This window comes from Candidatus Pantoea symbiotica (genome assembly GCF_056491525.1).
The window spans coordinates 1,871,449-1,895,855 of record NZ_JBSZHR010000002.1 but is presented as its reverse complement, the minus strand read 5'-3'; the positions used below and the strand labels follow the sequence as shown (position 1 = coordinate 1,895,855).

At 54.9% G+C, this 24,407-nt stretch carries 21 protein-coding genes; 11 read left to right on the top strand and 10 right to left on the bottom strand.

The window, feature by feature from the left end; all coding sequences use genetic code 11:
• Positions 1–55: 55 nt before the first annotated feature.
• Entirely contained in the window at positions 56–1,012 is a 957-nt protein-coding gene (gene uspE, locus ACXIZX_RS09395) for a universal stress protein UspE (RefSeq protein WP_008106394.1), read from the bottom strand.
• Between the two features lie 118 nt (positions 1,013–1,130).
• Positions 1,131–1,883: an FNR family transcription factor gene (locus ACXIZX_RS09390; protein WP_008106391.1), complete on the bottom strand. Its 753-nt coding sequence runs from the start codon at positions 1,881–1,883 to the stop codon at positions 1,131–1,133.
• 296 nt (positions 1,884–2,179) lie between these two features.
• Between ACXIZX_RS09390 and smrA the strand changes: the two genes are divergently transcribed.
• A complete protein-coding gene (gene smrA, locus ACXIZX_RS09385) occupies positions 2,180–2,746 on the top strand; it encodes a DNA endonuclease SmrA (protein WP_479404039.1) in 567 nt (188 codons plus the stop codon).
• Here the strand turns inward: smrA and ACXIZX_RS09380 are convergent.
• A complete protein-coding gene (locus ACXIZX_RS09380; RefSeq protein WP_479404038.1) occupies positions 2,743–3,663 on the bottom strand; it encodes a LysR substrate-binding domain-containing protein in 921 nt (306 codons plus the stop codon). The genes smrA and ACXIZX_RS09380 overlap by 4 nt on opposite strands.
• 321 nt (positions 3,664–3,984) lie before the next feature.
• On the opposite strand from ACXIZX_RS09380, the gene ACXIZX_RS09375 reads away from it, so the two are divergent.
• Entirely contained in the window at positions 3,985–5,319 is a 1,335-nt protein-coding gene (locus ACXIZX_RS09375; RefSeq protein WP_061718823.1) for an MFS transporter, read from the top strand.
• An 88-nt stretch (positions 5,320–5,407) separates the two neighbouring features.
• Positions 5,408–6,745 (top strand): 2-oxoadipate dioxygenase/decarboxylase HglS, encoded by a 1,338-nt coding sequence (gene hglS / locus ACXIZX_RS09370; RefSeq protein ID WP_479404037.1) that lies wholly within the window; start codon positions 5,408–5,410, stop codon positions 6,743–6,745.
• Between the two features lie 54 nt (positions 6,746–6,799).
• On the opposite strand, the gene ACXIZX_RS09365 is transcribed toward hglS, so the two are convergent.
• Positions 6,800–7,234, bottom strand: coding sequence for a DoxX family protein (locus tag ACXIZX_RS09365; RefSeq protein ID WP_061718824.1), 435 nt, complete (start codon positions 7,232–7,234; stop codon positions 6,800–6,802).
• 192 nt (positions 7,235–7,426) lie between these two features.
• Between ACXIZX_RS09365 and ACXIZX_RS09360 the strand changes: the two genes are divergently transcribed.
• Both ACXIZX_RS09360 and ACXIZX_RS09355 read left to right on the top strand, forming a co-directional pair.
• On the top strand, positions 7,427–8,944 hold the full coding sequence (locus ACXIZX_RS09360; RefSeq protein ID WP_479404036.1) for a carboxylesterase/lipase family protein: 1,518 nt from the start codon (positions 7,427–7,429) through the stop codon (positions 8,942–8,944).
• Between the two features lie 213 nt (positions 8,945–9,157).
• A complete protein-coding gene (locus ACXIZX_RS09355; protein ID WP_061718826.1) occupies positions 9,158–10,825 on the top strand; it encodes a methyl-accepting chemotaxis protein in 1,668 nt (555 codons plus the stop codon).
• Here ACXIZX_RS09355 and ACXIZX_RS09350 read toward each other — a convergent pair.
• Positions 10,822–11,664 (bottom strand): LysR substrate-binding domain-containing protein, encoded by an 843-nt coding sequence (locus ACXIZX_RS09350; protein ID WP_179450763.1) that lies wholly within the window; start codon positions 11,662–11,664, stop codon positions 10,822–10,824. The genes ACXIZX_RS09355 and ACXIZX_RS09350 overlap by 4 nt on opposite strands.
• 126 nt (positions 11,665–11,790) lie before the next feature.
• On the opposite strand from ACXIZX_RS09350, the gene ACXIZX_RS09345 reads away from it, so the two are divergent.
• Both ACXIZX_RS09345 and ACXIZX_RS09340 read left to right on the top strand, forming a co-directional pair.
• On the top strand, positions 11,791–12,957 hold the full coding sequence (locus tag ACXIZX_RS09345) for a methionine aminotransferase (RefSeq protein ID WP_479404035.1): 1,167 nt from the start codon (positions 11,791–11,793) through the stop codon (positions 12,955–12,957).
• 16 nt (positions 12,958–12,973) lie between these two features.
• Positions 12,974–13,753, top strand: a complete 780-nt coding sequence (locus ACXIZX_RS09340) for a transporter substrate-binding domain-containing protein (protein ID WP_061718829.1) — start codon at positions 12,974–12,976, stop codon at positions 13,751–13,753.
• 403 nt (positions 13,754–14,156) lie between these two features.
• Here ACXIZX_RS09340 and pepT read toward each other — a convergent pair whose 3' ends face one another.
• Complete coding sequence (pepT, locus tag ACXIZX_RS09335) at positions 14,157–15,383, bottom strand: peptidase T (RefSeq protein WP_479404034.1); 1,227 nt, start codon at positions 15,381–15,383, stop codon at positions 14,157–14,159.
• A gap of 126 nt (positions 15,384–15,509) precedes the next feature.
• Here pepT and ACXIZX_RS09330 point away from each other — a divergent pair, with 126 nt between their 5' ends.
• A complete protein-coding gene (locus ACXIZX_RS09330; protein WP_479404865.1) occupies positions 15,510–17,105 on the top strand; it encodes an ABC transporter substrate-binding protein in 1,596 nt (531 codons plus the stop codon).
• Between the two features lies 1 nt (position 17,106).
• Here ACXIZX_RS09330 and ACXIZX_RS09325 read toward each other — a convergent pair whose 3' ends face one another.
• Positions 17,107–18,033, bottom strand: coding sequence for a LysR family transcriptional regulator (locus ACXIZX_RS09325; protein WP_479404033.1), 927 nt, complete (start codon positions 18,031–18,033; stop codon positions 17,107–17,109).
• A 148-nt stretch (positions 18,034–18,181) separates the two neighbouring features.
• Here ACXIZX_RS09325 and ACXIZX_RS09320 point away from each other — a divergent pair, with 148 nt between their 5' ends.
• Both ACXIZX_RS09320 and ACXIZX_RS09315 read left to right on the top strand, forming a co-directional pair.
• Positions 18,182–19,603: a M20 family metallopeptidase gene (locus ACXIZX_RS09320; protein ID WP_479404032.1), complete on the top strand. Its 1,422-nt coding sequence runs from the start codon at positions 18,182–18,184 to the stop codon at positions 19,601–19,603.
• Positions 19,600–20,874: an MFS transporter gene (locus ACXIZX_RS09315; protein ID WP_179450777.1), complete on the top strand. Its 1,275-nt coding sequence runs from the start codon at positions 19,600–19,602 to the stop codon at positions 20,872–20,874. Before ACXIZX_RS09320 ends, ACXIZX_RS09315 begins: the two co-directional genes overlap by 4 nt.
• Before the next feature lie 41 nt (positions 20,875–20,915).
• Here the strand turns inward: ACXIZX_RS09315 and aldA are convergent, their stop codons facing one another.
• The 3 genes from aldA to ACXIZX_RS09300 form a co-directional block, all read right to left on the bottom strand.
• Entirely contained in the window at positions 20,916–22,352 is a 1,437-nt protein-coding gene (gene aldA, locus ACXIZX_RS09310; protein WP_479404031.1) for an aldehyde dehydrogenase, read from the bottom strand.
• Between the two features lie 202 nt (positions 22,353–22,554).
• On the bottom strand, positions 22,555–22,653 hold the full coding sequence (locus tag ACXIZX_RS09305; protein ID WP_008108862.1) for a YoaK family small membrane protein: 99 nt from the start codon (positions 22,651–22,653) through the stop codon (positions 22,555–22,557).
• Positions 22,654–22,667: 14 nt separating this feature from the next.
• Entirely contained in the window at positions 22,668–22,991 is a 324-nt protein-coding gene (locus tag ACXIZX_RS09300) for a hypothetical protein (protein WP_008108864.1), read from the bottom strand.
• A 366-nt stretch (positions 22,992–23,357) separates the two neighbouring features.
• Between ACXIZX_RS09300 and rhaT the strand changes: the two genes are divergently transcribed.
• Positions 23,358–24,392: an L-rhamnose/proton symporter RhaT gene (rhaT, locus tag ACXIZX_RS09295; protein ID WP_008108866.1), complete on the top strand. Its 1,035-nt coding sequence runs from the start codon at positions 23,358–23,360 to the stop codon at positions 24,390–24,392.
• Positions 24,393–24,407 lie beyond the last annotated feature (15 nt).

The following is a 24,407-nucleotide window of genomic DNA, read 5'->3' as shown; positions in this document are numbered from 1 at the left end:
CACCGCCCTGAGTAAATATAGAAAGGGCGGCCATTGCGAGCCGCCCTTTTTTTAATCAATCGTCTTCATCTTCTTCGTCATCGTAATCAATCGGCGATTTGAAATCGTCTGGCTTGATTGCCAGCAAATCACAGCGCAGATGATCGATCACTTGTTCCGCGGTGTTACCCAGGAACGCAGCTGACAAACCGGTACGGCCGATGGTGCCGAGCACCACAATGCCAGCATCCAGATGCGAAGCGATATCCGGAATCACTTCCTCGGGCAAACCTTTTGCCACATGAGTGAACTCTTCACCGATTGAGAATTTTTGTCGCAGCGCTTTCATCGCCACTAAATGCTGGCCGCGAATTGCGTCGTTATAAACGCTCGGATCAAAGTCCGGCAGTTCGATAGCAATGTTGATTGGCGTGATGGGATAAGCACCGACCAAATGCACTTCGGTGTGATTCACCATCTCGGCCAGCAGCGTGGTTTCACGAATCAGCTTCTGATTAAGCTCATCGTGATGCGGTTCTTCGCTGGCCAGATTGACCGCCACCACCGCTTTGCCGCCTTCAGGCCATGCCTGATCTTTCACCATCCACACCGGGCAAGGGCATTTGCGCAGCAGATGCCAATCCGTCGGAGTAAATATCACTGCTTCCAGGCGATCGTGTTGGTGCGCCATTTTCAGCACTAAATCATGCTGATGCGCCATAATTTCCTGAATGATGGCTTCATACGGACGGTTATGCCAAACCACTTTGATTTCAATTTCAACGCCAGCCTCAATATATGCCTGGGCCTGTTGGCGGATCCATTCGGTACGTTGGCTAATCACCCCTTTGCGCATATTTGAGCGCTCGTCGGGCGACAGCAGCGTGGTCATTTCATATGAGAAGTCGTAAATAGGCAGGAAAGCTTTGATTTTTCCGCCGATACGTTGATTGAGATAAACCGCACGACGCAGCGCGGGCTGATCGTCCTGCTGGGCATCAATAGCCACCAGAATATTTTGGTACCGGGACATAGGCCGATCTCCTAAAACCAAAGCAAGTTGGATTAAAGATAGCCTAAGTTTGGACAGGGCAGAAGCGGAAAAGTTGTTGCCGGATCAATAAAATAACTTTTATTAACCCGGCACAGAATCACGCGGCTTGTTCGGTCTGGCCAGCTAATTCTGCCAGCAAAGCGTGGTTCTCGATGGTGATATATTTGCCTTTAACGGCCAGCATGCCACTTTTCTGGAAGCGACCCAGCAGACGGCTAATGGTTTCTACGGTTAGTCCCAAATAGTTACCAATGTCGCCACGCGTCATGGTCAGACGGAATTCACGCTGTGAGAAACCGCGCTGTCCGAAACGGCGCGACAGATTCCAGACAAACGCCGCCAGACGCTCTTCCGCGTTTTTCTTCGACAGCAGCAGAATCATATCCTGATCGCCTTTGATTTCACCGCTCATCAAACGCATCATTTGCTGACGCAGCGCCGGCATTTTACCGGAGAGATCGTCGAGGGTTTCAAACGGGATTTCGCACACCATCGCGGTTTCCAGCGCTTGCGCAAAGCTTGGATGTTTTGCACCGACAATGGCGTCAAAACCGACCAAATCGCCTGCCAGATGGAAGCCAGTAATTTGCTCGTCGCCTTGTTCAGTGATGGTGTAGCTTTTGATGGTGCCGGAGCGGATTGCGTAAAGCGATTTCAGTTCATCACCGGCTTTGAACAGCGTCTGGCCTTTTTGAATCGGCTTTTTGCGCTCAATGATGTTATCCAGCTGATCCAGTTCGTGCTCGTTCAGCGTGAAGGGAATACACAATTGGCTGATACTGCAATCCTGACAATGGATGGCACAACCGCCAGACTGAATACGTCGAATGCTGCGTTTTTCCTGGATCATATAGTTACGCTCGATGATTATTGACTGCGGTCAATTTTAACATTTTTCTAAGCGAAGGGAACTCATCCGAGCAGTAAATGTCCTTAAAACCCCACAAATGTCAGGTATTACACGGTTTGCGCTGGTCTGGCTCAAGGGCATTTATTGATCTGGAACGTTTTGTTGCCAGATTTACAGTTAGACACAGCTTAATACAGCGCAAAAAGTGACAGATGTTTTGCCAATAATCCTTTGCTACTCTTTTGCTTTGGCGTCGAATTGGACGCTCAGGTAAATACCAGGCGAGAGGAAACACCATGAACCTTGATGATGAAGACCTTTTCCGCGATGCCATGGGTGATGTGACACCATTAAAAAACTGCGCTAACACCCAATGGCTACGCGCCCCTTCGCCTAAAGCGCCACGCGCGCCGCAGGAAAGTGACGAGCAGGAAAATTTCCTCACGCGTGGGTTTCTCGACATCGTTCCGCTGACAACACCACTGGAGTTTAAGGTTGAGGGCGTACAGCAAGGCGTGCTGGATAAGCTGCGGCTGGGCAAATATCCGCCCGAAGCCAGCCTTTATCTGCTGCGTCAGCCGGTGGAAACCTGTCGTCAGGCGCTGTTCAGCTTTATGCAACAAGCCAACAAGCATGGATTGCGCAATCTGCTGATCATTCATGGCAAAGGGCGTGACGATGAGTCGCACGCCAATATTGTGCGCAGCTATGTGGCGCGATGGTTGCAGGAGTTTGCAGAGGTGCAGACCTTTTGCACGGCGCAGCCGAAAGATGGCGGGGCGGGCGCGCTCTATGTCGGTTTACGTAAAACCGAACAGGCGCGCCTCGAGAACCGTGAACGTCATGCCAAACACAGTCGTTAGCTGTGGAATTTGCGGATGGTCGCCATCAACACTTCGGCGCTTAGGCTTAGCGGGCTGCCGCTGCGCGTAATAATGCCAACCGGTTCGCCTGGTCCCGGCGAGGCAATCGGTAGCGCACACAACGCATCGTGATTTAAATCTTCTTTAATGGCGCCGGAAGGCACAAACCACACATAGTCGTAACGCAGCGCCAGCTGGCGCGCCAGCGAAGTTGATGAAGTCTCGACACAATTTGCCGGTAACGTACAACCTTGCTCATTCAGCATATGCTGCGCGATACGGCGTGGCGCGGTGCCTTCCGGCGAAATCACCACTGGCCATTGCATCGCGCGCGACAGCATAACGTTCTCGCTTAATAGCGGATGATCCGGGCGCACCACCAGTTTGAGTGATTCCAGAAACAGCAATTCATAGGTCAGCCCGGCCATCATGTCGCTATCCGCCATCCGACCAATGCCAACATCAAACTCACCGGCACGTAAACCGGCCAACAGCACGTTATTGTGCAACGTTGCGACCTGCACCGTAGTATTGGGTTGCTGTTCATGGAAGCGATCAAGAATTTGCGGCAGCATGCCCATCGCCGCGGTTGTTAGCGCGCCAAGCCGAATCACCACCGGCCGGCCCGGCTGCTGTGCGTTAAAGCTCTGACCCGCATGATTGAGCGCATCCAGCACTTTCACCGCATGAATCAGAAACTGTTCGCCCAGCGTGGTGAGCTGCGCGCCGAGCCGTCCGCGTTCAAACAGCCGCGCGCCGGCCATCTCTTCCAGCTCATTCAGTGTTTTCGACAAAGCAGGCTGGCTCAGATTGAGCGTTTCAGCGGCACGACCGAGCGTGCCTTGCTGCGCCACCGCCACAAAGGTATGTAAATGACGCAAGCGAATGCGCTGATTGAAAAGGATATTTTTGTCCATACGCCCAACATAATGAGTTATGACGAGAAGCAGCAATGAGGAAACGTTAATTATGTTAACTTGCCTGCAAATTTATATTAACAAAAATGCCGCGACACAACCTTTATGCGTAACCTGCTGAATTTAAGCGTAATGCTGCAAATGACACTTTTTGCCGAATATTCAGGTCACGTAAAATCAACAACATAATTCGGTAAAAGTTGAATAATTCTCAATTACATCCAAAAACAGTGCCCGATATTGTTAACGATGAGCTATGATAAGCGCCGTTTTTTTTACTAAAACTGATGCCCTAAACGGTAAAAGTGCAGGAGTCGTTACGTGACCAGCGTTGAAGCAGTAGACGTTCGCCAGCTTATCAATAAGAGTGCGCTTAGCAGCTGGCAGAAGCGCTTAATCGCGCTGTGCTTCGTGGTAGTGGCGCTGGACGGCATGGACATTGCGCTAATGGGATTTATTGCGCCCACCTTGAAAGCCAGTTGGGGCGTGACTAATCATCAACTCGGCCTGGTGATCAGCGCGGCGTTGATTGGTCTGGCATTAGGTGCGATGGTCGCTGGACCGCTGGCCGATCGCTATGGTCGCCGCGTGATGATCCTGATCAGCGTACTGTTTTTCGGCCTGTGGACGCTGGCCACGGCGATGGCGCAGAACATCGAACAGATGATGCTTTTCCGCTTTCTCACCGGTTTAGGGCTTGGTGCCGCCATGCCTAACGTTGGCACTCTGGTAGCCGAATATGCGCCCGAACGTCGTCGCTCCTTCATTATTACCGTGGTGTTTTGCGGCTTTACCTTTGGTGCCGCAACCGGTGGTTTTGCCGCTTCGTGGCTGTTGCCGCGCTATGACTGGCACTCGGTCATGCTGATGGGCGGCGTACTGCCGCTGCTGGTGCTGCCCTTTTTAGTGCGCGGCTTACCGGAATCGGTACGATTTCTGATTAGCCGCCGCGCGCCTGCCGCACATATTCACGCCATCCTCGAACGTATGCTGCCCGGCACCGTGCAGCCGGGTAGCCATTTCCAAAGCACTGAGCTGCCCACAGCGCGCAAAGGTTCGGTTGCAACCGTGGTGTCGCGCCGCTATCTGTTTGGCAGTTTGATGTTGTGGGGCGGCTACTTTATGGGGCTGTTCCTCGTTTATCTGATTGGCAGCTGGATGCCTTCGCTGATCAGCACGCTTGGCATGTCGGTGACGGAAGCAGCGATTGTTACGGCGATGTATCAGGCCGGTGGAACCATTGGCTCGTTGTTTGCTGGTTGGTTGATGGATCGCATCAACGCCAATCTGGCGCTGGCGGTGATCTATTTCTGCGGCGGCATTGCCATTGTGGCGCTGGGTTTTTCTCCTGCGCAGGTTGGCTTAATGAGCGCTATCGCTTTCTGCAGCGGCTTCTGTTTTAACGGTGCCAACACCGGCATGAATGCGCTTTCTGCCAGTTATTATCCAACACACGCTCGAGCCACCGGCTCCAGCTGGATGCATGGGGTAGGCCGCATCGGCGCTATCCTCAGCGCGTTTGTGGGTGCCGAGTTGTTAACGCTCGGCTGGACGTTCAGTCAGATCTTCCTGCTGCTGGCGATTCCTGCGGTATTAACCACCATCATGCTGGTGCTGAAATGTCGCTTTGGTGACCAGTCAAACCTTACCGAGTGACAAGGCGATCACAGTTCCACGAAATTGTTACCCGCCGCTAAAGGGTTGATCTACAGTAGCAACAACCCGTAAGCCCAAGGTGATGATGATGCCAAACTTTCTCAGCAGCGATGCCATCCGCACGCTGTTCTCTCAGGCAATGTCGGCCATGTATCAGCAGGAAGTGCCGCAATACGGCACGCTGACGCAGTTGGTCACCGCCGTTAATGAACGTACGCTGGAAGCCAATCCCGAGTTAAAAAACCGTCTGTCAGCCGCCGATGAACTGAGCCGACTCAGCGTCGAGCGTCACGGTGCGATTCGCGTCGGCAAAGCTGAAGAACTCAGCACGTTGCGCCAGATGTTTGCCGTGATGGGCATGGAAGCGGTGGGATATTACGACCTGTCGCAAGCCGGTGTGCCGGTGCACTCCACGGCGTTTCGACCGGTTAGCGACCGCGCATTGCGCCACAATCCGTTCCGCGTGTTCACCTCGCTGCTGCGTCTCGAACTGATTGATGATGCGGCGCTGCGCGAGAAGGCCGCTGCGATTCTCGCCGCGCGCGATATCTTTACGCCGGGTTGCCGCGCGTTAATCGCTAAGCATCAACAGCAGGGCGGCTTAAACGCAGTGGATGCGGCGACTTTCGTGCTGGAAGCGCTGGAAACTTTCCGCTGGCATGCGCACACCACCGTGGACAGCGCCACTTATCGTGCGTTGAGTCAACAGCATCGTCTGATTGCCGATGTGGTGTGTTTCCGCGGTTGCCACATTAACCATTTGACGCCGCGCACGCTGGATATTGACCGCGTGCAATCGCTGATGCCTTCGCGCGGTATCGATCCCAAAACCTTGATTGAAGGCCCGCCGCAGCGCAAGGTGCCGATTCTGCTGCGCCAGACCAGCTTCAAAGCCCTGGAAGAAGCGGTGCACTTTAATGATGGCACGCCGGGCACGCATACCGCGCGCTTTGGTGAGATTGAACAGCGCGGCGCAGCGCTCACGCCGAAAGGGCGCGAACTCTACGATCGTTTGCTAGCCGAAGCCGGTACCGGCAGCGATAACCAACATCACCAGCAACATCTCAGCGCGGTGTTTAGTGATTTCCCCGATGACGAAGAGAGCTTGCGCGAGCAGCAGCTGGCGTGGTTCCGCTATCGCCTGACTGACAAAGGCGAGCATCTGCCGCCACGCGCGGGCGAAAGCGTGACGCAGTTGCTGGCAGAAGGGCGATTGAGCGCCGAACCTATCGTTTACGAGGATTTCCTGCCGGTGAGCGCAGCGGGGATTTTTCAGTCGAATCTGGGCGATGTGGCGCAAACGCGCAGCGCAGGTAACGCCAGCCGGGCGGATTTTGAAACTGCGTTAGGGACAGCGGTTCAGGATGAGATGGCGTTATATCAACAGATGCAGCAGCGCAGTCTTGAACGCTGTAGTGTAGCGTAAGGAGAAAATTTACAGCCGGTCTGAAATTCAGCAGACCGGCTGCTTTTCTTCTCGTTATTGCAAGCGCGAGTCACGCACCAGCGTGTACTTCCCGGCACCCAAAAACATAATGGCGAGCGCACCCAGCAGGTAGAGAGCTTCTGTCTCCAGCGCCCAGGCACCGACATCTGTGCGATGCCAGACAGCGCCCATTTTTACCAGCAGTGTCGCAACAATCATGTTCACCGCAATAATGAACGCCGCAGGGCGCGTCAGTAATCCGATGATCACCATTACCGGTGCCGCTATTTCCCCGATGTAAGCACCGTAAGCGATGAAACCTGGCATCCCTTTGACGGCGAGCATATGCGCAATCCAGCCCACGCCATGCACTACCTTGAACGCCCCATGAAACAGCAGCAATCCGCCAAAAGTCAGGCGTAACAGCAGTTTGCCGAAGTCCGGGTGATCGCACATCCGGTTGAACATCTGGTTAATGCCACCAAACATGGTATTTCTCCGTCGCGCCAGGTTAACTTGCAACCTTAAAACAAATGGTCTCAATGGGGTTAGCCAAAATATTTGATGGAGTTGTTCAAAGAATCGCGCCACGGTTCGGCATAATCTGCAAATGCTTTCAGAACATGGACATTCGTCCAAGGCCTGCAAATAATGGAACGATGCATTATCAGGGAACCCGAGATGAAAAATGAACGACGTCTGAGGATCATGACCGCAGAAGGTGAACTCAGAGGCCTGATGGACGAAGATCTTTTTGTCTTCAAAGGAATACCGTACGCAGCCGCACCCACTGGCGCTTTACGCTGGCGACCGCCGCAGCCGGTTCAGCCGTGGCAAGATGTGCGTGACGCGACCGAATGGGGCGCGGCAAGCTGGCAGAACCGTGACTATTGCGTGGCCGCTGGCGGTGGCGATCCCGGTCACTTCAGTGAAGATTGTCTCTACCTCAATATCTGGACACCGGATGTTGAGCCATCGCGGCCGTTGCCGGTGATGGTGTGGTTGCACGGCGGCGGTTTTGCCATCGGCGCGGGCAATCTCGATCCCTATCGCGGCAAAGCGCTGGCGGCGCAAGGCGTGGTGGTCGTAACGCTCAACTATCGCCTTGGCCACTTCGGTTTCTTCTCTCATCCGGCGCTGGATGCGCAATATCCCGCCGGGCGCGTGATCAACAACTTTGCCTTACTCGATCAAATTGCCGCCTTGCAGTGGATTCAGCGCAACATTCCTGCCTTTGGCGGCGATCGTCATAACGTGACGCTGTTTGGTGAATCCTCCGGTGCGCGCAGCGTGTTATCGCTGTGCTGCTCGCCGCTCTCCGAGGCGCTGTTTCACAAAGGCATTGTACAAAGCGCCTACAGCTTGCCCGACATCCCGCAAAAGCAGGCACAACAGATTGGTTTGCAGGTGGCGGCGCATTTTTCATTACCCGAAGATGCCAGCGCCGAGCAACTGCGCGAGCTGCCGGCTGAACAATTCTGGCCGTTAGAACGCCCGCTAGCGCTTGGCCCGGTGCCAATTAGCGGCGATGCGGTGCTGCCGAAGCCGATGTTAACCACCTTTATGAGCGGTAAACAGCATCGCATCCCGTTAATGATTGGCAGCAACAGCGATGAAGCCAGCGTGCTGGACTATTTTGGCGTGGATGCCACGGCGGTGTTGCGGCAGATGCGCAGCAAGAACCGCGTCAGTTATCGTCTGATGAAATGGCTGTACGATATTCATGATGATGCGCTGCTGGGGCGTGCGGTGGCGCGCGATATGGCGTTCACGGTGTTACCGTTGATGGTCGCTCAGGCGCAGCATAATATCGGGATGCCCGCATGGCGTTACTGGTTCGATTACGTCTCCGAAAACGCGCGCGATCTCTATCCGCACGGCACCTGGCACGGCAATGAAATTCCTTATGTCTTTAACACGCTGGATACGCTAACGCCGCCGGCGGAACGCAGCTACAGCGAGCAGGATAAAGCGTTCGCCGGTGCAGTCAGCGCCTATTGGGTCACCTTCGCACGGGAAGTCAGCGAGTTCAGCGCGCACTTACCCGGCGAGGTTGATTGGCCCGCCTGGCGACCGGGCGAAGATCTGACGCTGGCGTTAGGCGATCAGGGCAAAGCCCAGGCGGTGGTGAAGGCGCGCTTTATGCGTGGACGGCTGCGTTTGTTCCGTTTGATGATGCGCAGCCACGTTAAGCTTTAATGAGCCTGCTAATGGTTTAAGCAGGTAAATGAATTCTTAAGACAAATTCACGCCTATCTTACTGATTAATCATGAAAGCGCCTTTTCCTCACCTGCGTCAGTAAGCAATTAATTAGCTTTCAAAACCGTTACATTTTCCCCATCCGATGCCGATAAACGCAATATGCCCGATTTTATCGGGCCTCCTTCGCGTTTCACACCACGGGATTATGTATGGGTATCTTAAAAAATTTCACCATCCGCGCCGTATTGCTCACCATTCTTGGGCTGTTTTGCCTGCTGTGGTGTGCCGTTGGGCTGTTTAGCGTCCACTCACTGAACGCCCTCGGCGAGGGCAACGAGATTGACCGCCAGTTGGTCAATCAAATGACGGTTTTGAGCAAAGGAAACGATCAATATTTTCGTGTGGTTACGCGTCTCTCGCGTGTGATGGAAGGCCGTGCTTCAGGCAATGCAGTCAGTGCTGATGCGTTCACGCCGGTACAGCAAGCGCTCGACAATATGAAAAATCTGCTGGCGCAGTTTAAAACTATGGCGCCGGGTCCGATGGATGCCGAGACCGCCAATAGCGTTATCGCCAACTGGCAAAAGCTGCTGGATGAAGGTATCGCCCCGCAGGTTTCGCTGGCGCAGCAGGGCACCGTTGAAGCCTATCGCGCGCAAGCCAATAATGTCACGCCGCCGCTCAGTCGTGCGTTTGGTGCCAGCGCTGAAGCCTTCAATAAAGCCGCAGGCAGCAAGCTGGATGAGACGCGCGTCACCGTCGATAAGCTCACCAGCATCACCAAAGTGATCATTCTGGTGGCGGTAGTGATTGGCTTGTTCATCCTGCTGTTTACCGATCGCTATTTGGTGGCGATGCTGGTGAAACCGCTGGAACGCATCCGCAACCATTTCTCTATTATTGCGCAGGGCGATCTCAGTCAGCCGGTGGAAGATTTTGGCCGTAACTGCGTCGGCAAGCTGGTGCCGCTGCTGCGTGCCATGCAGGATAGCCTGCGCGAAGCAGTAAGCGCGATTCGCAGTGGAACTGAAAACATCTATCGCGGTGCGGCGGAGATCTCCTCCGGCAACAACGATCTCTCTTCGCGCACCGAAGAGCAGGCGGCCGCGCTGGAGCAAACGGCGGCCAGCATGGAGCAGTTAACCGCCACCGTGAAGTTCAACGCCGACAACGCGCGTCAGGCCAGTTCGCTGGCAGAAACTGCCACCGGCACCGCGCAGCAGGGCGGCAAGTTGGTGGGCGAAGTGGTTACCACCATGCAAGGTATTTCCGGCAGCTCGAAGAAGATCGCGGAAATCACCAGCGTGATTAACAGTATCGCCTTCCAGACCAACATTCTGGCGTTGAATGCCGCAGTGGAAGCCGCACGCGCCGGTGAACAGGGCCGAGGTTTTGCCGTGGTGGCCAGCGAAGTGCGCAATCTGGCGCAGCGCAGTGCCGGTGCGGCGAAAGAGATCGCCACACTGATTGAAGATTCCGTGCAGCGCGTGGAAAAAGGTTCGGAACTGGTGAGCAGCGCGGGCAGCACCATGCACGACATTCTTAAATCGGTGCAGGATGTGAATGAGATTATGAAGCACATCGCCGCAGCGTCAGAAGAGCAGAGCAAAGGCATTTCGCAGGTCGGCACCGCCGTCACCGAAATGGACAGCGTCACCCAGCAGAACGCCTCGCTGGTTGAAGAGGTTTCTGCCGCCGCCAGCGCGCTGGAGCGCCAAACGCAGGAGCTGCAAGCTTCGGTGGCGAAATTCCGTCTGTCGGACAGCGCGCCGGTGAACAAGGCCGTGGTTTCGACAACCGCGCTACGTCGTCCGGTATTGTCAGGCGCCGGTCTCGCGCAGCCGAAACCAGCCTCTGACGAATGGGTCTCTTTCTAAACCTCAGATAACCACGCCACCAGTTCCGGCAGGAACGGTGGCGCATCTTTTTCCGCCCGTTGTAACAGGCTGTAGCTTGCGCCAGTCCCCACACTCTCGGCAAACGGCGCAATCAATCGCCCATTTAACACATCGTTCTGCACCAAGGTGACGTCCGCCACCGTGACGCCAAATCCCTGAATCGCGGCGCTGATCGCCAGATCCATGGTGGCGAAATGCTGATTGCGCGCCATCGGCAATGCGGCATCGAGCCCGGCCAGCCACAGCTGCCAGTCGCGTGAATCCGGTGTCGGATGCAAAAAAGTAAACTTCGCCAGTTCATCAATCTGGCTGGGCGGCGTGACGCTGCTGGCCATCACCGGCGTTAAACGCTCCTCAAACAGGCAAATCGATCCGGCTGGCGTTGGGCCAAACACAATCGCCGCGTCAAAATTATCCAGCTGCGATCCATGATCGAGCGTTGTGGTTAACGCCACGTGAATATCCGGACGCTGTTGTTCCAGCGCCACCAGACGCGGCACCAGCCAGCGCATGGCGCAGGTGGGCGCTTTCAGGCGAATGGCGGCGTTGCTGCGGCTAGCTTTTTCTGTGGCATTCACCAGCATGGCAAAACCTTGCTGCAGTTCCGGCAGCAGCGCGGCACCTTGTTCGGTGAGATGCAGGCCACGGGCGTGACGGGTAAACAGCGCGAATCCCAGCCAGCTTTCTAGCGTGGCGATTTTACGGCTCACTGCGCCTTGGGTGATGCACAGTTCGCTGGCGGCTCGCGTCAGGTTGAGATGGCGCGCGGTCACCAGAAACGCGTGAATGGCATTGAGCGGCAGAGCAGAGCGGGACATAACAACCTCAAGCTATGATTTTTAATCATGGCTATTATGACAACAATTCGCTTGTCGACTCAAGCCACACGCCGTTGAATAGAAATCTACTTTCGATACGTGGTTATGCAACCTCACGAGGCACCGATGACCCTGAATAGCAGTGTTAACATCTCTTCCAAACAGCCCGATGTCGGCACGACGATTTTTAGCGTCATCGGCCAGCTGTCGGCGCAACATAAAGCCATCAACCTGTCGCAAGGCGCACCGAACTTCCCATGCGATCCGTATCTGGTTGAGCTGGTGAGTAAGGCGATGCGCGACGGTCATAACCAATACGCCTCGATGACCGGACTGCCGTCACTGCGTGAAGCGCTGGCGGAGAAAGTGCACACGCTGTATGGCCAGCAATATGATGCCGGCAGCGAAGTGCTGATCACCGGCAGCGCCAGCCAGGGTATTTACATGGCGATTTCCGCGCTGGTACATGCGGGCGATGAAGTAATCTTCTTCGAACCGGCTTTTGACAGCTACGCGCCGGTGGTCCGTCTGCAAGGCGCTACGCCGATTGGTCTGAAGTTGCAGGTACCTGATTTCGCCATCAACTGGGACGAACTGCGTGCCACCATTACGCCGCGCACCCGCATGATCATCATCAATACGCCCCACAATCCTAGCGCGCAGGTGCTGTCAGCTGCGGATCTGGATCAGTTAGCCGCGTTGACGCGCAACACCGATATCGTGGTGCTGTCTGACGAAGTCTACGAACATATTCTGTTTGATGGCCGTAAGCACTGCGGCATGGCAACGCATCCGGAACTGGCGCAGCGCAGCGTGGTGGTTTCATCCTTCGGCAAAACCTTCCACGTTACCGGCTGGCGTGTGGGTTATGCGCTGGCACCGGCAGCGCTGATGGAAGAGATTGTCAAAGTGCATCAGTTCATGATGTACGCCGCCGATACGCCGATGCAGGTCGGTTTTGCTCACTATCTGCAAAACCCGCAGAACTATCTGCAGCTGTCACCGTTCTATCAGGAAAAACGCGATCGCCTGCTGACGTTGATGCAGGATTCGCCATTTAAGCTGCTACCGAGCGCCGGTTCGTTCTTTATGTTGGCCAGCTACGGACATTTCAGTGACGAAAGTGATAGCGAAATGGTAAAACGTCTCATCGTCGATCACGGTGTGGCCACCATTCCGTTGTCGGCGTTTTATATGGACGGCACTGACAATAAATTAATTCGCCTGTCATTCGCAAAAGACGACGCAACACTTCAGGCCGGTGCAGAAGCGCTCTGCCAGGTCAAAGGGTAACTTAGGGGTAAATATAATGAAAAAATTGAACGCACTGTTTGTCGCTCTGGGCATGCTGACCTCGGCGCACGCGCTGGCGCAGGAAACCTTACGCTATGGTCTGGAATCGCAGTATCCGCCATTTGAGAGCCGCAACGCGCAGGGCGAACTGGAAGGTTTCGATATCGAACTGGGTAAAGCGATTTGCCAGGTAGGTAACTTCGACTGTAAATGGGTGGAAAGCAGCTTCGATGCGCTGATTCCGGCTCTGCAGGCGAAAAAATTTGATGCCATCAACTCCGCGATGAACATCACCGAAGCGCGTGCGAAAAGCATCGACTTCACTAAGCCGATCTACCGTATTCCAACCATGCTGATCGTGAAAGAGGGCGAGAAGCTGCTGCCAACCGCCGAATCACTGAAAGGCAAAAACATCGGTGTGCTACAGGGTTCGATTCAGGAAACCTATGCCAAGAAGCACTGGGAAGCGCAGGGCGTTACAGTGACTTCTTATCAGGATCAGAACCAGGTTTACAACGACATGGTTGCGGGTCGTCTTGATGGCACGCTGGTGATGTCTGCGGCGGGTCAATCAGGCTTCCTCGAAAAGCCGCAGGGTAAAGGTTTCGCCTTTGTCGGCAAGCCGGTGGAAGATGACACCATTCTCGGTACCGGTATTGGTTTTGGCCTGCGTAAAGGCGATGCCAAACTGAAACAAGAGCTGGATGCGGCAATCACCAAAGTGCAAACCGATGGCACCGTTACCAAACTGGCGGCGAAATTCTTCCCTGGGATTGATGTTTCAGCCAGCAAATAACGTAAAACAGGTCGCGTAATGCTTGCCGGATTAACCAACGGTGTTTGCGCAGGCCGGGGATGAAGCTTCAGTGCGTTTTGTTGAAAGGGGCACATTTTCCAAAGGCGCTGGCACGTCTGCTGTGGCAAAACGGCTATTCGCAGCGCTGAGGCTTTTACGTTGGGCCAGGAGCCTCACGCATGGATGCGTGAGGCAGTTCGGGGCCGGCCAGGACGGCCGATCCGCGAACGGTCCGTTGGCACGACGCGGAAGCCGAAGGCACCGCGCTAGCGGCGCGAGGACGGCCCGTGACGCAGCAGATGTGTCAGGGCCCGCACGAATAGCAATCCTAAAGAAAAATGCAATCAGGTCGCCATGAATGGCGACCCTACGGGTGGATTGAGGTCGTCGCGAGCTTTCTGCATTATTTCGCGGCTAAATAACACAGCGCTTCTGCCACCTGATACGACTTCACAAACGAGGGAACCGGCAAAAACTCAAAGCGCGAATGGAAATTGTGCGCGCCGGTGAAGAAGTTCGGCGTCAGTAATCCTTTTGCTGACAGCGCTGCACCGTCGGTGCCGCCGCGCATCGGGATCACTTTCGGCTCCACGCCCACCTGCTGCAGCGCGGCAAAAATCAAATCAATCGCCCGACGATCCTCACCAATCGCATTACTGATATTGCTGTAAGTGTCGTTAATCGTCAGCGATACATGGCCAGTGGGATAACGCGCGGCGATTTCATCGGCCACTTCCACTAATTGCTGTTTCTTCGCGTCAAAACCCTGCAAATCAAAATCACGAATTGAGGCTTTCAGCACCGCGCGGCTGGCGTTGGCATTCATATCGTTGAACCAGATATAACCTTCGCGGCCTTCGGTATGTTCAGGGGTTTTTAAGCGATCAAAGCGCGAGATGAAGTCATGCGCCATCAGCAGCGGATTGACTAACACGCCTTTGCCCGACATCGGATGCGCCGGCACGCCGGTAAACACCAACTCCGCTGCAGCAGCATTGAAGTTTTCATACACCACTTCACCCAATTCGCAGCAGTCGATAGTCCAGGCGAAATCGACGTTGAAGCGCTGCTCCAGATCGAGCGCTTTGGCACCGCGCAGGCCAATCTCTTCATCGGGCACAAACGCCACCACGATATCACCGTGATCGCCACGCAGGTTCTCCAGCAACGTCATCACCACCGTTACGGCGGCTTTGTTGTCGGCGCCCAGCACGCTGGTACCGTCGCTGAAGATAATCTCCTGACCAAGATAGGGTTTGATCTCTGGATGTTCCGCCACGCGCAGCCAGATGTCCTGCGTGCTGTTAAGGCACAAATCTTCGCCGGTGAACGTGAGCGTTTGCGGATGGATGTCCGGTGACAGGCCAACATCCACGGTATCGATGTGGGTGATAAAACCGATGCGCGGCGCATCTGGACGATTGCCAGGTTTCACCGCCGTGACCGTGGCGTGCTGGTCAATCACAATCTCCTGTAATCCCAGTTCGCCCAGCTCCTTTGCCAGTAACTCCGCCATCGCATGTTGGGACGGCGTACTCGGCAGCGTGGTTGATTTGGCATCGCTCTGGCTGGAAACCGCCAGATAACGGTAGAAACGCTGGGTCAATTGGCTGGCAAGTTGGTCTGTCATCACAATTCCTTATTAGCATTGCGGCGTCTGTAGTACGCGTGCTGGTTAAATCATGTTATTTATTAATCAGATGAACATTAAATAACGAAGCAGACTCATGGAAGTCAATAAAAAGCGAGGATCATGATGAAAAAAATGATGGCAAATCTCACTCTCACGGCAATCGGCTTGGCGGTCGCGGGCGGGGTTTCGGCAAAAACGCTGGTTTACTGTTCTGAAGGATCGCCAGAGAACTTCAACCCGCAGTTGTACACCTCGGGAACCAGCGTCGATGCCAGCGCAGTACCGATTTTTAACCGCCTGGTGGACTTTACGCCCGGCACCACCGAACTGGTGCCCAGCCTCGCCGAGAGCTGGGATATCAGCCCGGATGGTAAGGTCTACACCTTCCATCTGCGCAAAGGGGTGAAATTCCAGAGCAACAAACTGTTTAAGCCATCGCGCGATTTCAACGCCGACGACGTAATCTTCTCGTTTATGCGCCAGATGGACCCCAAAAACCCGTACCACAATGTCTCCGGCGGTAACTACGCCAACTTTGAAAGCCTTGAGCTGGCCAAGCTGATCACCAGCATTGAGAAGGTCGATGACAATACTGTGCGCATCACCTTAGCTCACGCTGAAGCACCATTCCTCGCCGATTTGGCGTGGTATTTTGCCTCGATCCATTCGGCAGAATACGCCGACCAGATGTTAAAAGCAGGAACGCCGGAGAAGGTCGATATGGAGCCGATTGGCACCGGACCGTTTGAGCTGGTGCAGTATCAAAAAGATTCGCGCATCCTCTACAAAGCCTTCCCGGAATACTGGCAAGGCAAGGCGAAACTCGATCGCATTGTCTTCTCCATCACGCCGGACGCCTCGGTGCGTTACGCCAAGCTGGAGAAAAACGAATGCCAGATTATGCCGTTCCCCAATCCGGCCGATCTGGAGAAGATGCGCACCAATCCCGATTTAACGCTAGAACAGAAATCAGGATTGAATACCGGTTTCCTGTCGTTCAACACTACCAAAGCGCCGCTGGATAACGTGAAGGTGCGTCAGGCGCTGGCGATGGCGATCAACAAGCAGGCAATCATCGATGCCATTTTTAAGGGCACCGGCACGGTGGCGAAAAATATCCTGCCACCGGACGTGTGGAGTGCGGATAAAGATCTGAAGGATTACGACTACGATCCGCAGAAAGCCAAAGCGCTGCTGCAGGAAGCGGGAATTAAGCCAGGCACCGAAATCGCCTTGTGGGCGATGCCAGTTCAGCGACCGTACAATCCGAACGCGCGACGTATGGCGGAGATGATCCAGGCGGACTGGGCCAAAGTGGGCATTAAAGCCAATATCGTCAGCTATGAGTGGGGCGAATACCTTAAGCGCGTGAAAGGCGGCGAGCATCAGGCGGCGCTGATGGGCTGGACCACCGCGACCGGCGATCCGGATAACTTCTTCGGTCCGCTCTACAGTTGCACCTCAGCGAATGGCGGCTCCAACTCATCGAAATGGTGTTATCAGCCGTTTGAGAAGATCATCACCGAAGCGCGTGCCGAGCAGAATCACGACAAACGCGTGGCGCTGTATCAGCAAGCGCAGCAGATCATGCATGACCAAATGCCCGCGGTGATGATTGCTCACTCAACCATCTTCGAGCCGGTGCGCAAATCAGTCAGCGGTTATCAGGTCGATCCGTTCGGTAAACACATCTTCTATCCGGTGGATATCAAGAACTAAGTTACGGCTTCCAGCGCTGGCGCAGCGGTTCCTCTAACGCGTCCAGCTGTTGCAGCAAAAAGGAGAGAAACACATTCAGGGCGGCACTGCGAGGTCGCCCTGATTGCGTCTGCAGCTGCAAAGTGCGCTGGCTCAGCTGATCGATGCCTACCGAGCGCAAAATCAAACCGTGCGTTTCAGCCTCCTGCAACACGGTGAAGGCGCTGCAAATCGTCACCGCCTGGGGCGTGCGCAGCAGGAATTGAAACAGCATCGAAAAGGTATCGCAGGTCATCACTGGCTCGACCAGACTGCCGTTCATATGGCTGGCAAGCTCAAACAGTTGTCGCACGGTGGTGTTTTGCTGCGGCAAGGCCAGCGGATAGTGGCTAAGATCAGCGAGCGTGACCTGCGGCGCAGTCGCCAGTGGATGCGTTTGATGCATAACGATTAATACCGGTGCCGGCCACGAACCCATCACTTCGACGCCGCGTTCAGCGTGCAGACTAAACTGCAGCGCTACGTCACACTCGCCGTTGCGCAGCGCTTCCGCCACGCCTTGGGTGCTGGCGACTTTCACATCAAACAGCACGCCCGGATTGTCATTGCGGAAATCCGCGATCAAACGGGGTAGCAGCGTAAACGCCAGCCCATCGGTGCAGGCCACGCGGATCAGCGTGCGGCGCACCGCTTTTAGCCCCTTAATCTCCGCCAGCGCGTACTCCATATCAAGCAGGTTCTTACGTACGTGATGCGCGAAAATCTCGCCCGCTTCATTCAACACCATGCCGCGCGCATGACGTGCAAACAGCGGCACGCCAACCTGATTCTCCAGTCGCTGAATTTGCCTGCTGATCGCCGACACCGCCACATACAGCTGCTCGCTGGCGGCGCTGAGCGAGCCGGTATTGGCGACGGCGAGAAAATAGCGGATTTGACTGCTTAACATGCGGGTGCCTCATGGTGGTGCATGCCTCGAAATCGGGCAGGCTAGCTTTGCCATAAAAGCAAATCTTACTCGATAAATTGATAATTGTGGCAAAGCAGCGTTTCCGCAAAGATGAATTAACGACAAAACAATAAAAGACAGGGCAAACATGACAGCACAACAGGCGGTTAAACAGGCCACCGCTTATTTTGACAGCGGGGAGTTTCAACGTATTTTGGCGCGTCGCGTGGCGCAACGCACCGAAAGCCAGCGCGAGGATCGTGACAGCGAGCTACAGCGTTATTTGCAGGATGAGATCGGCCCGCAGCTGATTGCACTGGGCTTTACTTTGCACTTCATCGACAACCCGGAAGCCGCTAATCGGCCGTTCCTCGTGGCGGTACGCATTGAAAATCCGCAGCTGCCAACCTTGCTCAGCTATGGTCACGGCGATGTGGTGTTTGGCGACGATGAAAACTGGCGCGACGGCTTATCGCCGTGGCAGATGGTTGAAGAGGGCGATCGCTGGTATGCGCGCGGCAGCGCCGATAACAAGGGCCAGCACTGCGTCAATCTGGCGGCGCTGGAGCAGGTGTTTCAGTTGCGCGGCGGCAGCCTGGGCTTTAACTGCAAAATGCTGTTCGAGATGGGCGAGGAGATCAGCTCGCCGGGACTGGCGCAGTTGTGCCAGCAGCATGGCGAATTGCTGCAAGCCGATCTGTTTATTGCCTCAGACGGTCCGCGCCTCAACGCGATTCGTCCCACGCTGTTCCTGGGCTCACGCGGCGCGGTTAATTTCCGTCTGACCGTTAACGCGCGTGACAACGCCTATCACTCCGGCAACTGGGGCGGCTTGTTGAGCAATCCGGGTACGCAGTTGGCCAACGCCATCGCCTCGCTGGTCAACGCACAGGGCGTGTTGCAGGTTGAGGCGCTGAAACCTAACTCTCTGACGCCGCAGGTGCGCGATATTCTGAGCGATATCGAAGTCGGCGGCATGCCGGGCGATCCCGACATTGACGTGAACTGGGGCGAGCCGGGACTGACGCCGACCGAACGCCTGTATGGCTGGAACACGCTGGAAGTGTTGTCATTCCTCACCGGCAATCCGGCACGTCCAATGAATGCCATTCCGGGCAGTGCTACGGCGGTTTGTCAGCTGCGTTTTGTGGTGGGCACCGATTGGGAGAGCCTCGCCCAGCATGTGCGCGCCCATCTGCAGCAGCACGATTTTGACTATGTGGACGTGGAGTTTATGCGCGGATCGCCCGCGACACGCCTTGATCCCACCGATCCACTGGTCAATTGGGTGCTGACCAGCATGGCGGAAACCAGCGGCAAGAAGCCAGCGCTGCTGCCTAACCTCGGCGGCTCGCTGCCCAATGAAGTGTTCTCTGACATTCTCGGTTTGCCCACCTTGTGGGTGCCGCATTCGTATCCCGCCTGCGGCCAGCATGGCGTTAACGAGCATATGTTGAAATCGATTGCCCGCGAAGGTTTGCAGATTATGACGCGTCTGCTGTGGGACCTCGGTGAGCAGGGAACAGAACTGGTGGCGCGGCATCGTGCGCACGTTGGAGGTGGCCAATGAGTACATTGAATACGGCGATGCCGTTGAGCGCGGCTAAACCCAATCTGCACAAAACGCTGTTCGCCACCTGTATCGGCAATGCGCTGGAGTGGTTTGATATCGCTGTGTACGGCTTTTTTGCCAGCTACATTGCGCATGCCTTCTTTCCTACCAGCGATCCGTCGGTCTCGATGTTGCTGACCTTTGGTAGTTTTGGCGTGTCATTCCTGATTCGTCCGCTCGGCGCGATTGTGCTGGGCAACTATGCCGATCGTCACGGACGTAAAAAAGCGCTGCTGTTATCGATTAACCTGATGATGCTCGGCGGTGCGGTCATTACCTTTATGCCGAGCTACAGCAGCATTGGCCTGATGGCGCCGCTGTTGATTTTGCTGGCGCGTCTGGTGCAGGGTTTCTCTGCCGGCGGTGAATTTGGCAGCTCGACGGCGTTCCTGGTTGAGCATTTCCCGGAGCGTAAAGCCTTTATCGCCAGCTGGCAGTTCGCCACGCAGGGCGCCAGTACATTGATGGCATCAGCGTTTGGCCTTGGATTGACGCAGATTCTCACCGAAAGCCAGATTCAGGATTGGGGATGGCGCATTCCGTTCGCCTTCGGCCTGCTGATTGGTCCGCTGGGGATTTATATTCGACGTCATGTACATGAACCGGCGAGCTTTGCTGAGCATAAACCGGAAGCCGCACCGCTGAAAAGTCTGTTTGGTCGTCAGAAGGAGTTGATGCTGTTAGCAATCGGCCTGATGGTGATCTCGACTGCGGTGAACTACATGCTCAATTATGTGCCGACTTACGCCACTAAAAACCTGCACTTGTCAGGCAGCGTAGCGTTTACCGCCACCTTGTTGGCGGGCGTGATTCTGACGGTGGTCACGCCAATCATGGGGTTATGGGCAGAGCGCGTAGGGCGCGTGCCGCTGATGTGGGGATCGTTGATTCTGCTGATCGTCACCATCTATCCGGCATTTAAGCTGGTGGTTGATCACACCACGCCAACTACCTTGATTTTGCTGGTGTGCTGGATGGCGCTGCTTAAGTCGATTTATTTCTCGACGGTGCCATCAGTGATGGCGGATCTGTTCCCGATTGGTACGCGAGCCAGTGGCATGGCGATCAGCTATAACGTGGCGGTGACGGTGTTTGGTGGCTTTGCACCGCTGATTTGTACACTGCTGATTAGCGCGACGGGTACCAGCCTGGCACCCGGCTATTATCTGATGGCGATGTCGGTGTTAAGCGGCCTGGCGCTGCTGCGCAGCCAGAAGCGGGTTTCTTAACGATTTCAGGTGCGCAGGGATGCGCACCTGAACATGGATCATTACGAGAACTGCAAATACGCCACGTGTGTCTGCAAAAACTCTTCCAAACCGTGACGGCCATCGGCACCGCCAATGCCCGATTTACGCCAGCCCGCATGGAAACCTTGCATCGCCTCGAAATTCTCGCGGTTGATGTAGGTTTCGCCAAACTTCAACTTACGCAGGGCAACCATTGCAGTGTTGAGGTTCTGGGTGAAAATCGATGAAGTCAGACCGTATTCACAGTCATTCGCCAGCGCTACGGCTTCATCAAGAGTTTTAAAGGTCATCACTGGCAGCACCGGACCAAAAATCTCTTGCTGCATGATCTCCATATCCTGACGCACGCCCGTGATGACAGTTGGCTCAAAATAGAATCCTTTGCTGCCTGCACGCTTGCCGCCCAGCACCACTTTGCCGCCATCCGCGACCGCGTTCGCCACTTTCTGCTCAACGCGCTCCAGCGCGGCCGCCGTGATCAGCGGACCCATATCAATATCATTCTGCTCGGCCGGATTACCGAACTTTACCTGCTGCATGGCGGTGGTCAGGGCGCTGATAAAGCGGTCGTAAATGCCTTCCTGCACGTAAACGCGCTCAGCACAGTTACACACCTGTCCGGTGTTGATCACGCGGGAGCTGACGATTGCTTTGACCGCCAGATCGAGGTCAGCATCATCCATCACGATAGCCGGCGCTTTGCCGCCCAACTCAAGCGAGACTTTGGTGACGTTTTTCGCCGCAGCTTCCATAGTGGCGATACCGGCGTTGACGCTGCCGGTCAAACTGACCAGACCGACTTTCGGGTTGCCTGCCAGCTCCTGACCAATCTCTGGGCCATAGCCGTAAACAAAGTTGATCACGCCTTTTGGCAGACCAATTTCATGGATGATTTGCGAAAAAATCGCCGCATTATTAGGTGTCAGCTCACTGGGCTTGATAACAATGGTATTGCCGGTTACCAGCGCGGGCGCGGCTTTACGTGCAATCAGGAAGAAGGGGAAGTTCCACGGCAGAATGCCGGTGGTGACGCCAATGGCTTTCTTGAACACGAAGATGTTTTCGTTAGGACGATCGCTGTTAATGATCTCGCCATCATAACGACGTGCCCATTCGGCCATGTACTCAAGATAATCGGCGGTAAACAGCACTTCAGTTTGCGCCAGCCCCTGGGTTTTTCCGCCTTCGGCGACGATAGTGGCGGTGAGTTCCGGCTCACGCTGACGAATAGCGACGGCAATTTTGCGCAGCCAGTTGCCGCGTTCCACGGCAGGAAGTGCTTCCCAACCCGGCTGCGCCACTTCAGCAGCGTCGATGGCTTGCGCGGCATCGTGTTTACTGCCTTCCGGCACGCGCGACAGTAACGCCTCGGTTGCCGGGTTAATCACTTCTATCCACTTGTCGTTGTGATCGGCAACAAACGCGCCATTAATGTAATGTTGATGGTGTGTTGTCATGTGCAGGTTCTCCGCGATCGGTTTCGTTAAAGATTTGTGAAGTGCAGAGTGAAACAGATCGCGGTGTGGCACCTTTTTGCTATTGCCAATGCGACTTGAGGAATGGCAAAGGAGGGAAGAACAGCACGACAGACGCAGCATTCCTGGCGAAATGCCGCGCTTTCAGCGAGTTAGAGGCGATTCAACGTATGTTAAATAAATGTCAGGAACCCGGCATCGCCGCGCCGCTGGCAATAAACCACGCCAAAAAACTGACGCCAGCAATGATGATGGCAATAGGAAAAAGCAGTCCGATTTTCATAGTCATCCCGAGAGTTAAGCGATCTGCACGATCGCGCGATGGGTTTTCATCATACTGAACAGCTGGAATTGTGTGGCGTCATCGACCTGACGCAGATGCTCACCTTTCTGATAATGAATCGCATGAATGTGACCCAACTGGCGCCACACCACAATCACCGACGCCAGCAGGGCGCAATTCTCTTCGCTCTGTACGCAATCCAGCGTGGCGTAGTGCGTCTCATCTAATCCATTAATAAAGACGTTAAGCGCCTGCGCCGGCACGATGGCGCGGATGTCATCCAGCATCACGCGGCTCACCGATTGTGACAGCAGTAGCCGCAATCTTTTGGTATTCATCTCAATCCTTCGTCCTGATGATTTTCCCAACGTTATACGGATTAAACGCCTGCGGGGAAAGTCTGGTGCGCGGCTTTGTGTGACTGCCATGTTAACTGTTGCAGTGGCAGTGAATCAAAAACTGTGCTGATCGACACAGCACAATAGAAAAATATGCTGAATAATAAGCGACTTATAAAAAACACCTCGTGATCTACCTGCAAATGCGATTTTGTGATCCTTATGTTGACGACCCACCGAATTTTGCCAGCAACCTCCGCTTTCCGGCAGCCATCCAAAGGCTGAGGAAAAGCTGCCCACCGTAGACTGCCGGTAATCGGGAGACCGCCGGTTTCCTGTTGGCCTCAACCTTACGAAGGAATAACAATGAACAGTGCCATCATTGCAGGTATTTTCTGGCATCTGGTGGGTGCCGCCAGTGCCGCCTGTTTTTATGCTCCATTTAAGCAGGTGAAAAAATGGTCCTGGGAAACGATGTGGTCGGTAGGCGGCATAATGTCGTGGCTGATTCTTCCCTGGGCAGTGAGTGCGGTATTACTGCCGAACTTCTGGGCGTATTACGGCAGCTTTAGTTTCTCTCAACTGATGCCGGTGTTTCTGTTTGGTGCTATGTGGGGCATCGGAAACATCAACTACGGGTTGACCATGCGCTACCTCGGTATGTCGATGGGCATCGGGATTGCCATCGGTATCACCTTAGTGGTGGGTACCTTAATGACGCCGCTGCTGCAGGGACGCTTTGTTGAGCTATTTAACTCTACCGGTGGACGTATGACGCTGCTCGGCGTGTTTGTTGCGTTGATTGGTGTGGCGATTGTTTCACGTGCCGGTCTGTTAAAAGAGCGGGCGCTTGGCATCAACGCCGAAGAGTTCAATTTGAAGAAAGGGCTGATTCTGGCGGTGATGTGCGGCATCTTCTCCGCTGGCATGTCATTTGCGATGGATGCCGCAAAGCCGATGCATGAAGCCGCAGCCAATCTGGGTATCAATCCGTTATATGTGGCGTTGCCAAGCTATGTGGTAATCATGGGCGGCGGTGCATTAGTCAATCTGGCTTATTGCTTCATCCGTCTGGCAGTAAAAACCGATCTCTCTGTTCGCCGTGATTTCTCCGTCGCCAAACCGATGCTGCTGGCCAATATCGCGTTTGCCGTGCTGGGCGGCACCATGTGGTATCTGCAGTTCTTCTTCTACGCCTGGGGCCACGCCAAAATCCCAGCACAGTATGACTTTGTCAGCTGGATGCTGCATATGAGTCTCTACGTGCTGTGCGGTGGCTTGGTTGGTCTGGTGCTGAAAGAGTGGAAGTCAGCGGGTCAACGTCCGGTGCGCGTGCTGTCACTGGGTTGTGTGGTGATCATCATTGCCGCCAACATTGTCGGATTAGGGTTAGCAAACTAATAAAAGGCCTGACGC

What these genes read in the sequence shown, in the direction of transcription:
- uspE (WP_008106394.1), bottom strand. Translation starts at nt 1,012, where the DNA reads ATGTCCCGGTACCAAAATATTCTGGTGGCTATTGATGCCCAGCAGGAC.
- ACXIZX_RS09390 (WP_008106391.1), bottom strand. Translation starts at nt 1,883, where the DNA reads ATGATCCAGGAAAAACGCAGCATTCGACGTATTCAGTCTGGCGGTTGT.
- smrA (WP_479404039.1), top strand. Translation starts at nt 2,180, where the DNA reads ATGAACCTTGATGATGAAGACCTTTTCCGCGATGCCATGGGTGATGTG.
- ACXIZX_RS09380 (WP_479404038.1), bottom strand. Translation starts at nt 3,663, where the DNA reads ATGGACAAAAATATCCTTTTCAATCAGCGCATTCGCTTGCGTCATTTA.
- hglS (WP_479404037.1), top strand. Translation starts at nt 5,408, where the DNA reads ATGCCAAACTTTCTCAGCAGCGATGCCATCCGCACGCTGTTCTCTCAG.
- ACXIZX_RS09365 (WP_061718824.1), bottom strand. Translation starts at nt 7,234, where the DNA reads ATGTTTGGTGGCATTAACCAGATGTTCAACCGGATGTGCGATCACCCG.
- ACXIZX_RS09360 (WP_479404036.1), top strand. Translation starts at nt 7,427, where the DNA reads ATGAAAAATGAACGACGTCTGAGGATCATGACCGCAGAAGGTGAACTC.
- ACXIZX_RS09355 (WP_061718826.1), top strand. Translation starts at nt 9,158, where the DNA reads ATGGGTATCTTAAAAAATTTCACCATCCGCGCCGTATTGCTCACCATT.
- ACXIZX_RS09350 (WP_179450763.1), bottom strand. Translation starts at nt 11,664, where the DNA reads ATGTCCCGCTCTGCTCTGCCGCTCAATGCCATTCACGCGTTTCTGGTG.
- ACXIZX_RS09345 (WP_479404035.1), top strand. Translation starts at nt 11,791, where the DNA reads ATGACCCTGAATAGCAGTGTTAACATCTCTTCCAAACAGCCCGATGTC.
- ACXIZX_RS09340 (WP_061718829.1), top strand. Translation starts at nt 12,974, where the DNA reads ATGAAAAAATTGAACGCACTGTTTGTCGCTCTGGGCATGCTGACCTCG.
- pepT (WP_479404034.1), bottom strand. Translation starts at nt 15,383, where the DNA reads ATGACAGACCAACTTGCCAGCCAATTGACCCAGCGTTTCTACCGTTAT.
- ACXIZX_RS09330 (WP_479404865.1), top strand. Translation starts at nt 15,510, where the DNA reads ATGAAAAAAATGATGGCAAATCTCACTCTCACGGCAATCGGCTTGGCG.
- ACXIZX_RS09325 (WP_479404033.1), bottom strand. Translation starts at nt 18,033, where the DNA reads ATGTTAAGCAGTCAAATCCGCTATTTTCTCGCCGTCGCCAATACCGGC.
- ACXIZX_RS09320 (WP_479404032.1), top strand. Translation starts at nt 18,182, where the DNA reads ATGACAGCACAACAGGCGGTTAAACAGGCCACCGCTTATTTTGACAGC.
- ACXIZX_RS09315 (WP_179450777.1), top strand. Translation starts at nt 19,600, where the DNA reads ATGAGTACATTGAATACGGCGATGCCGTTGAGCGCGGCTAAACCCAAT.
- aldA (WP_479404031.1), bottom strand. Translation starts at nt 22,352, where the DNA reads ATGACAACACACCATCAACATTACATTAATGGCGCGTTTGTTGCCGAT.
- ACXIZX_RS09305 (WP_008108862.1), bottom strand. Translation starts at nt 22,653, where the DNA reads ATGAAAATCGGACTGCTTTTTCCTATTGCCATCATCATTGCTGGCGTC.
- ACXIZX_RS09300 (WP_008108864.1), bottom strand. Translation starts at nt 22,991, where the DNA reads ATGAATACCAAAAGATTGCGGCTACTGCTGTCACAATCGGTGAGCCGC.
- rhaT (WP_008108866.1), top strand. Translation starts at nt 23,358, where the DNA reads ATGAACAGTGCCATCATTGCAGGTATTTTCTGGCATCTGGTGGGTGCC.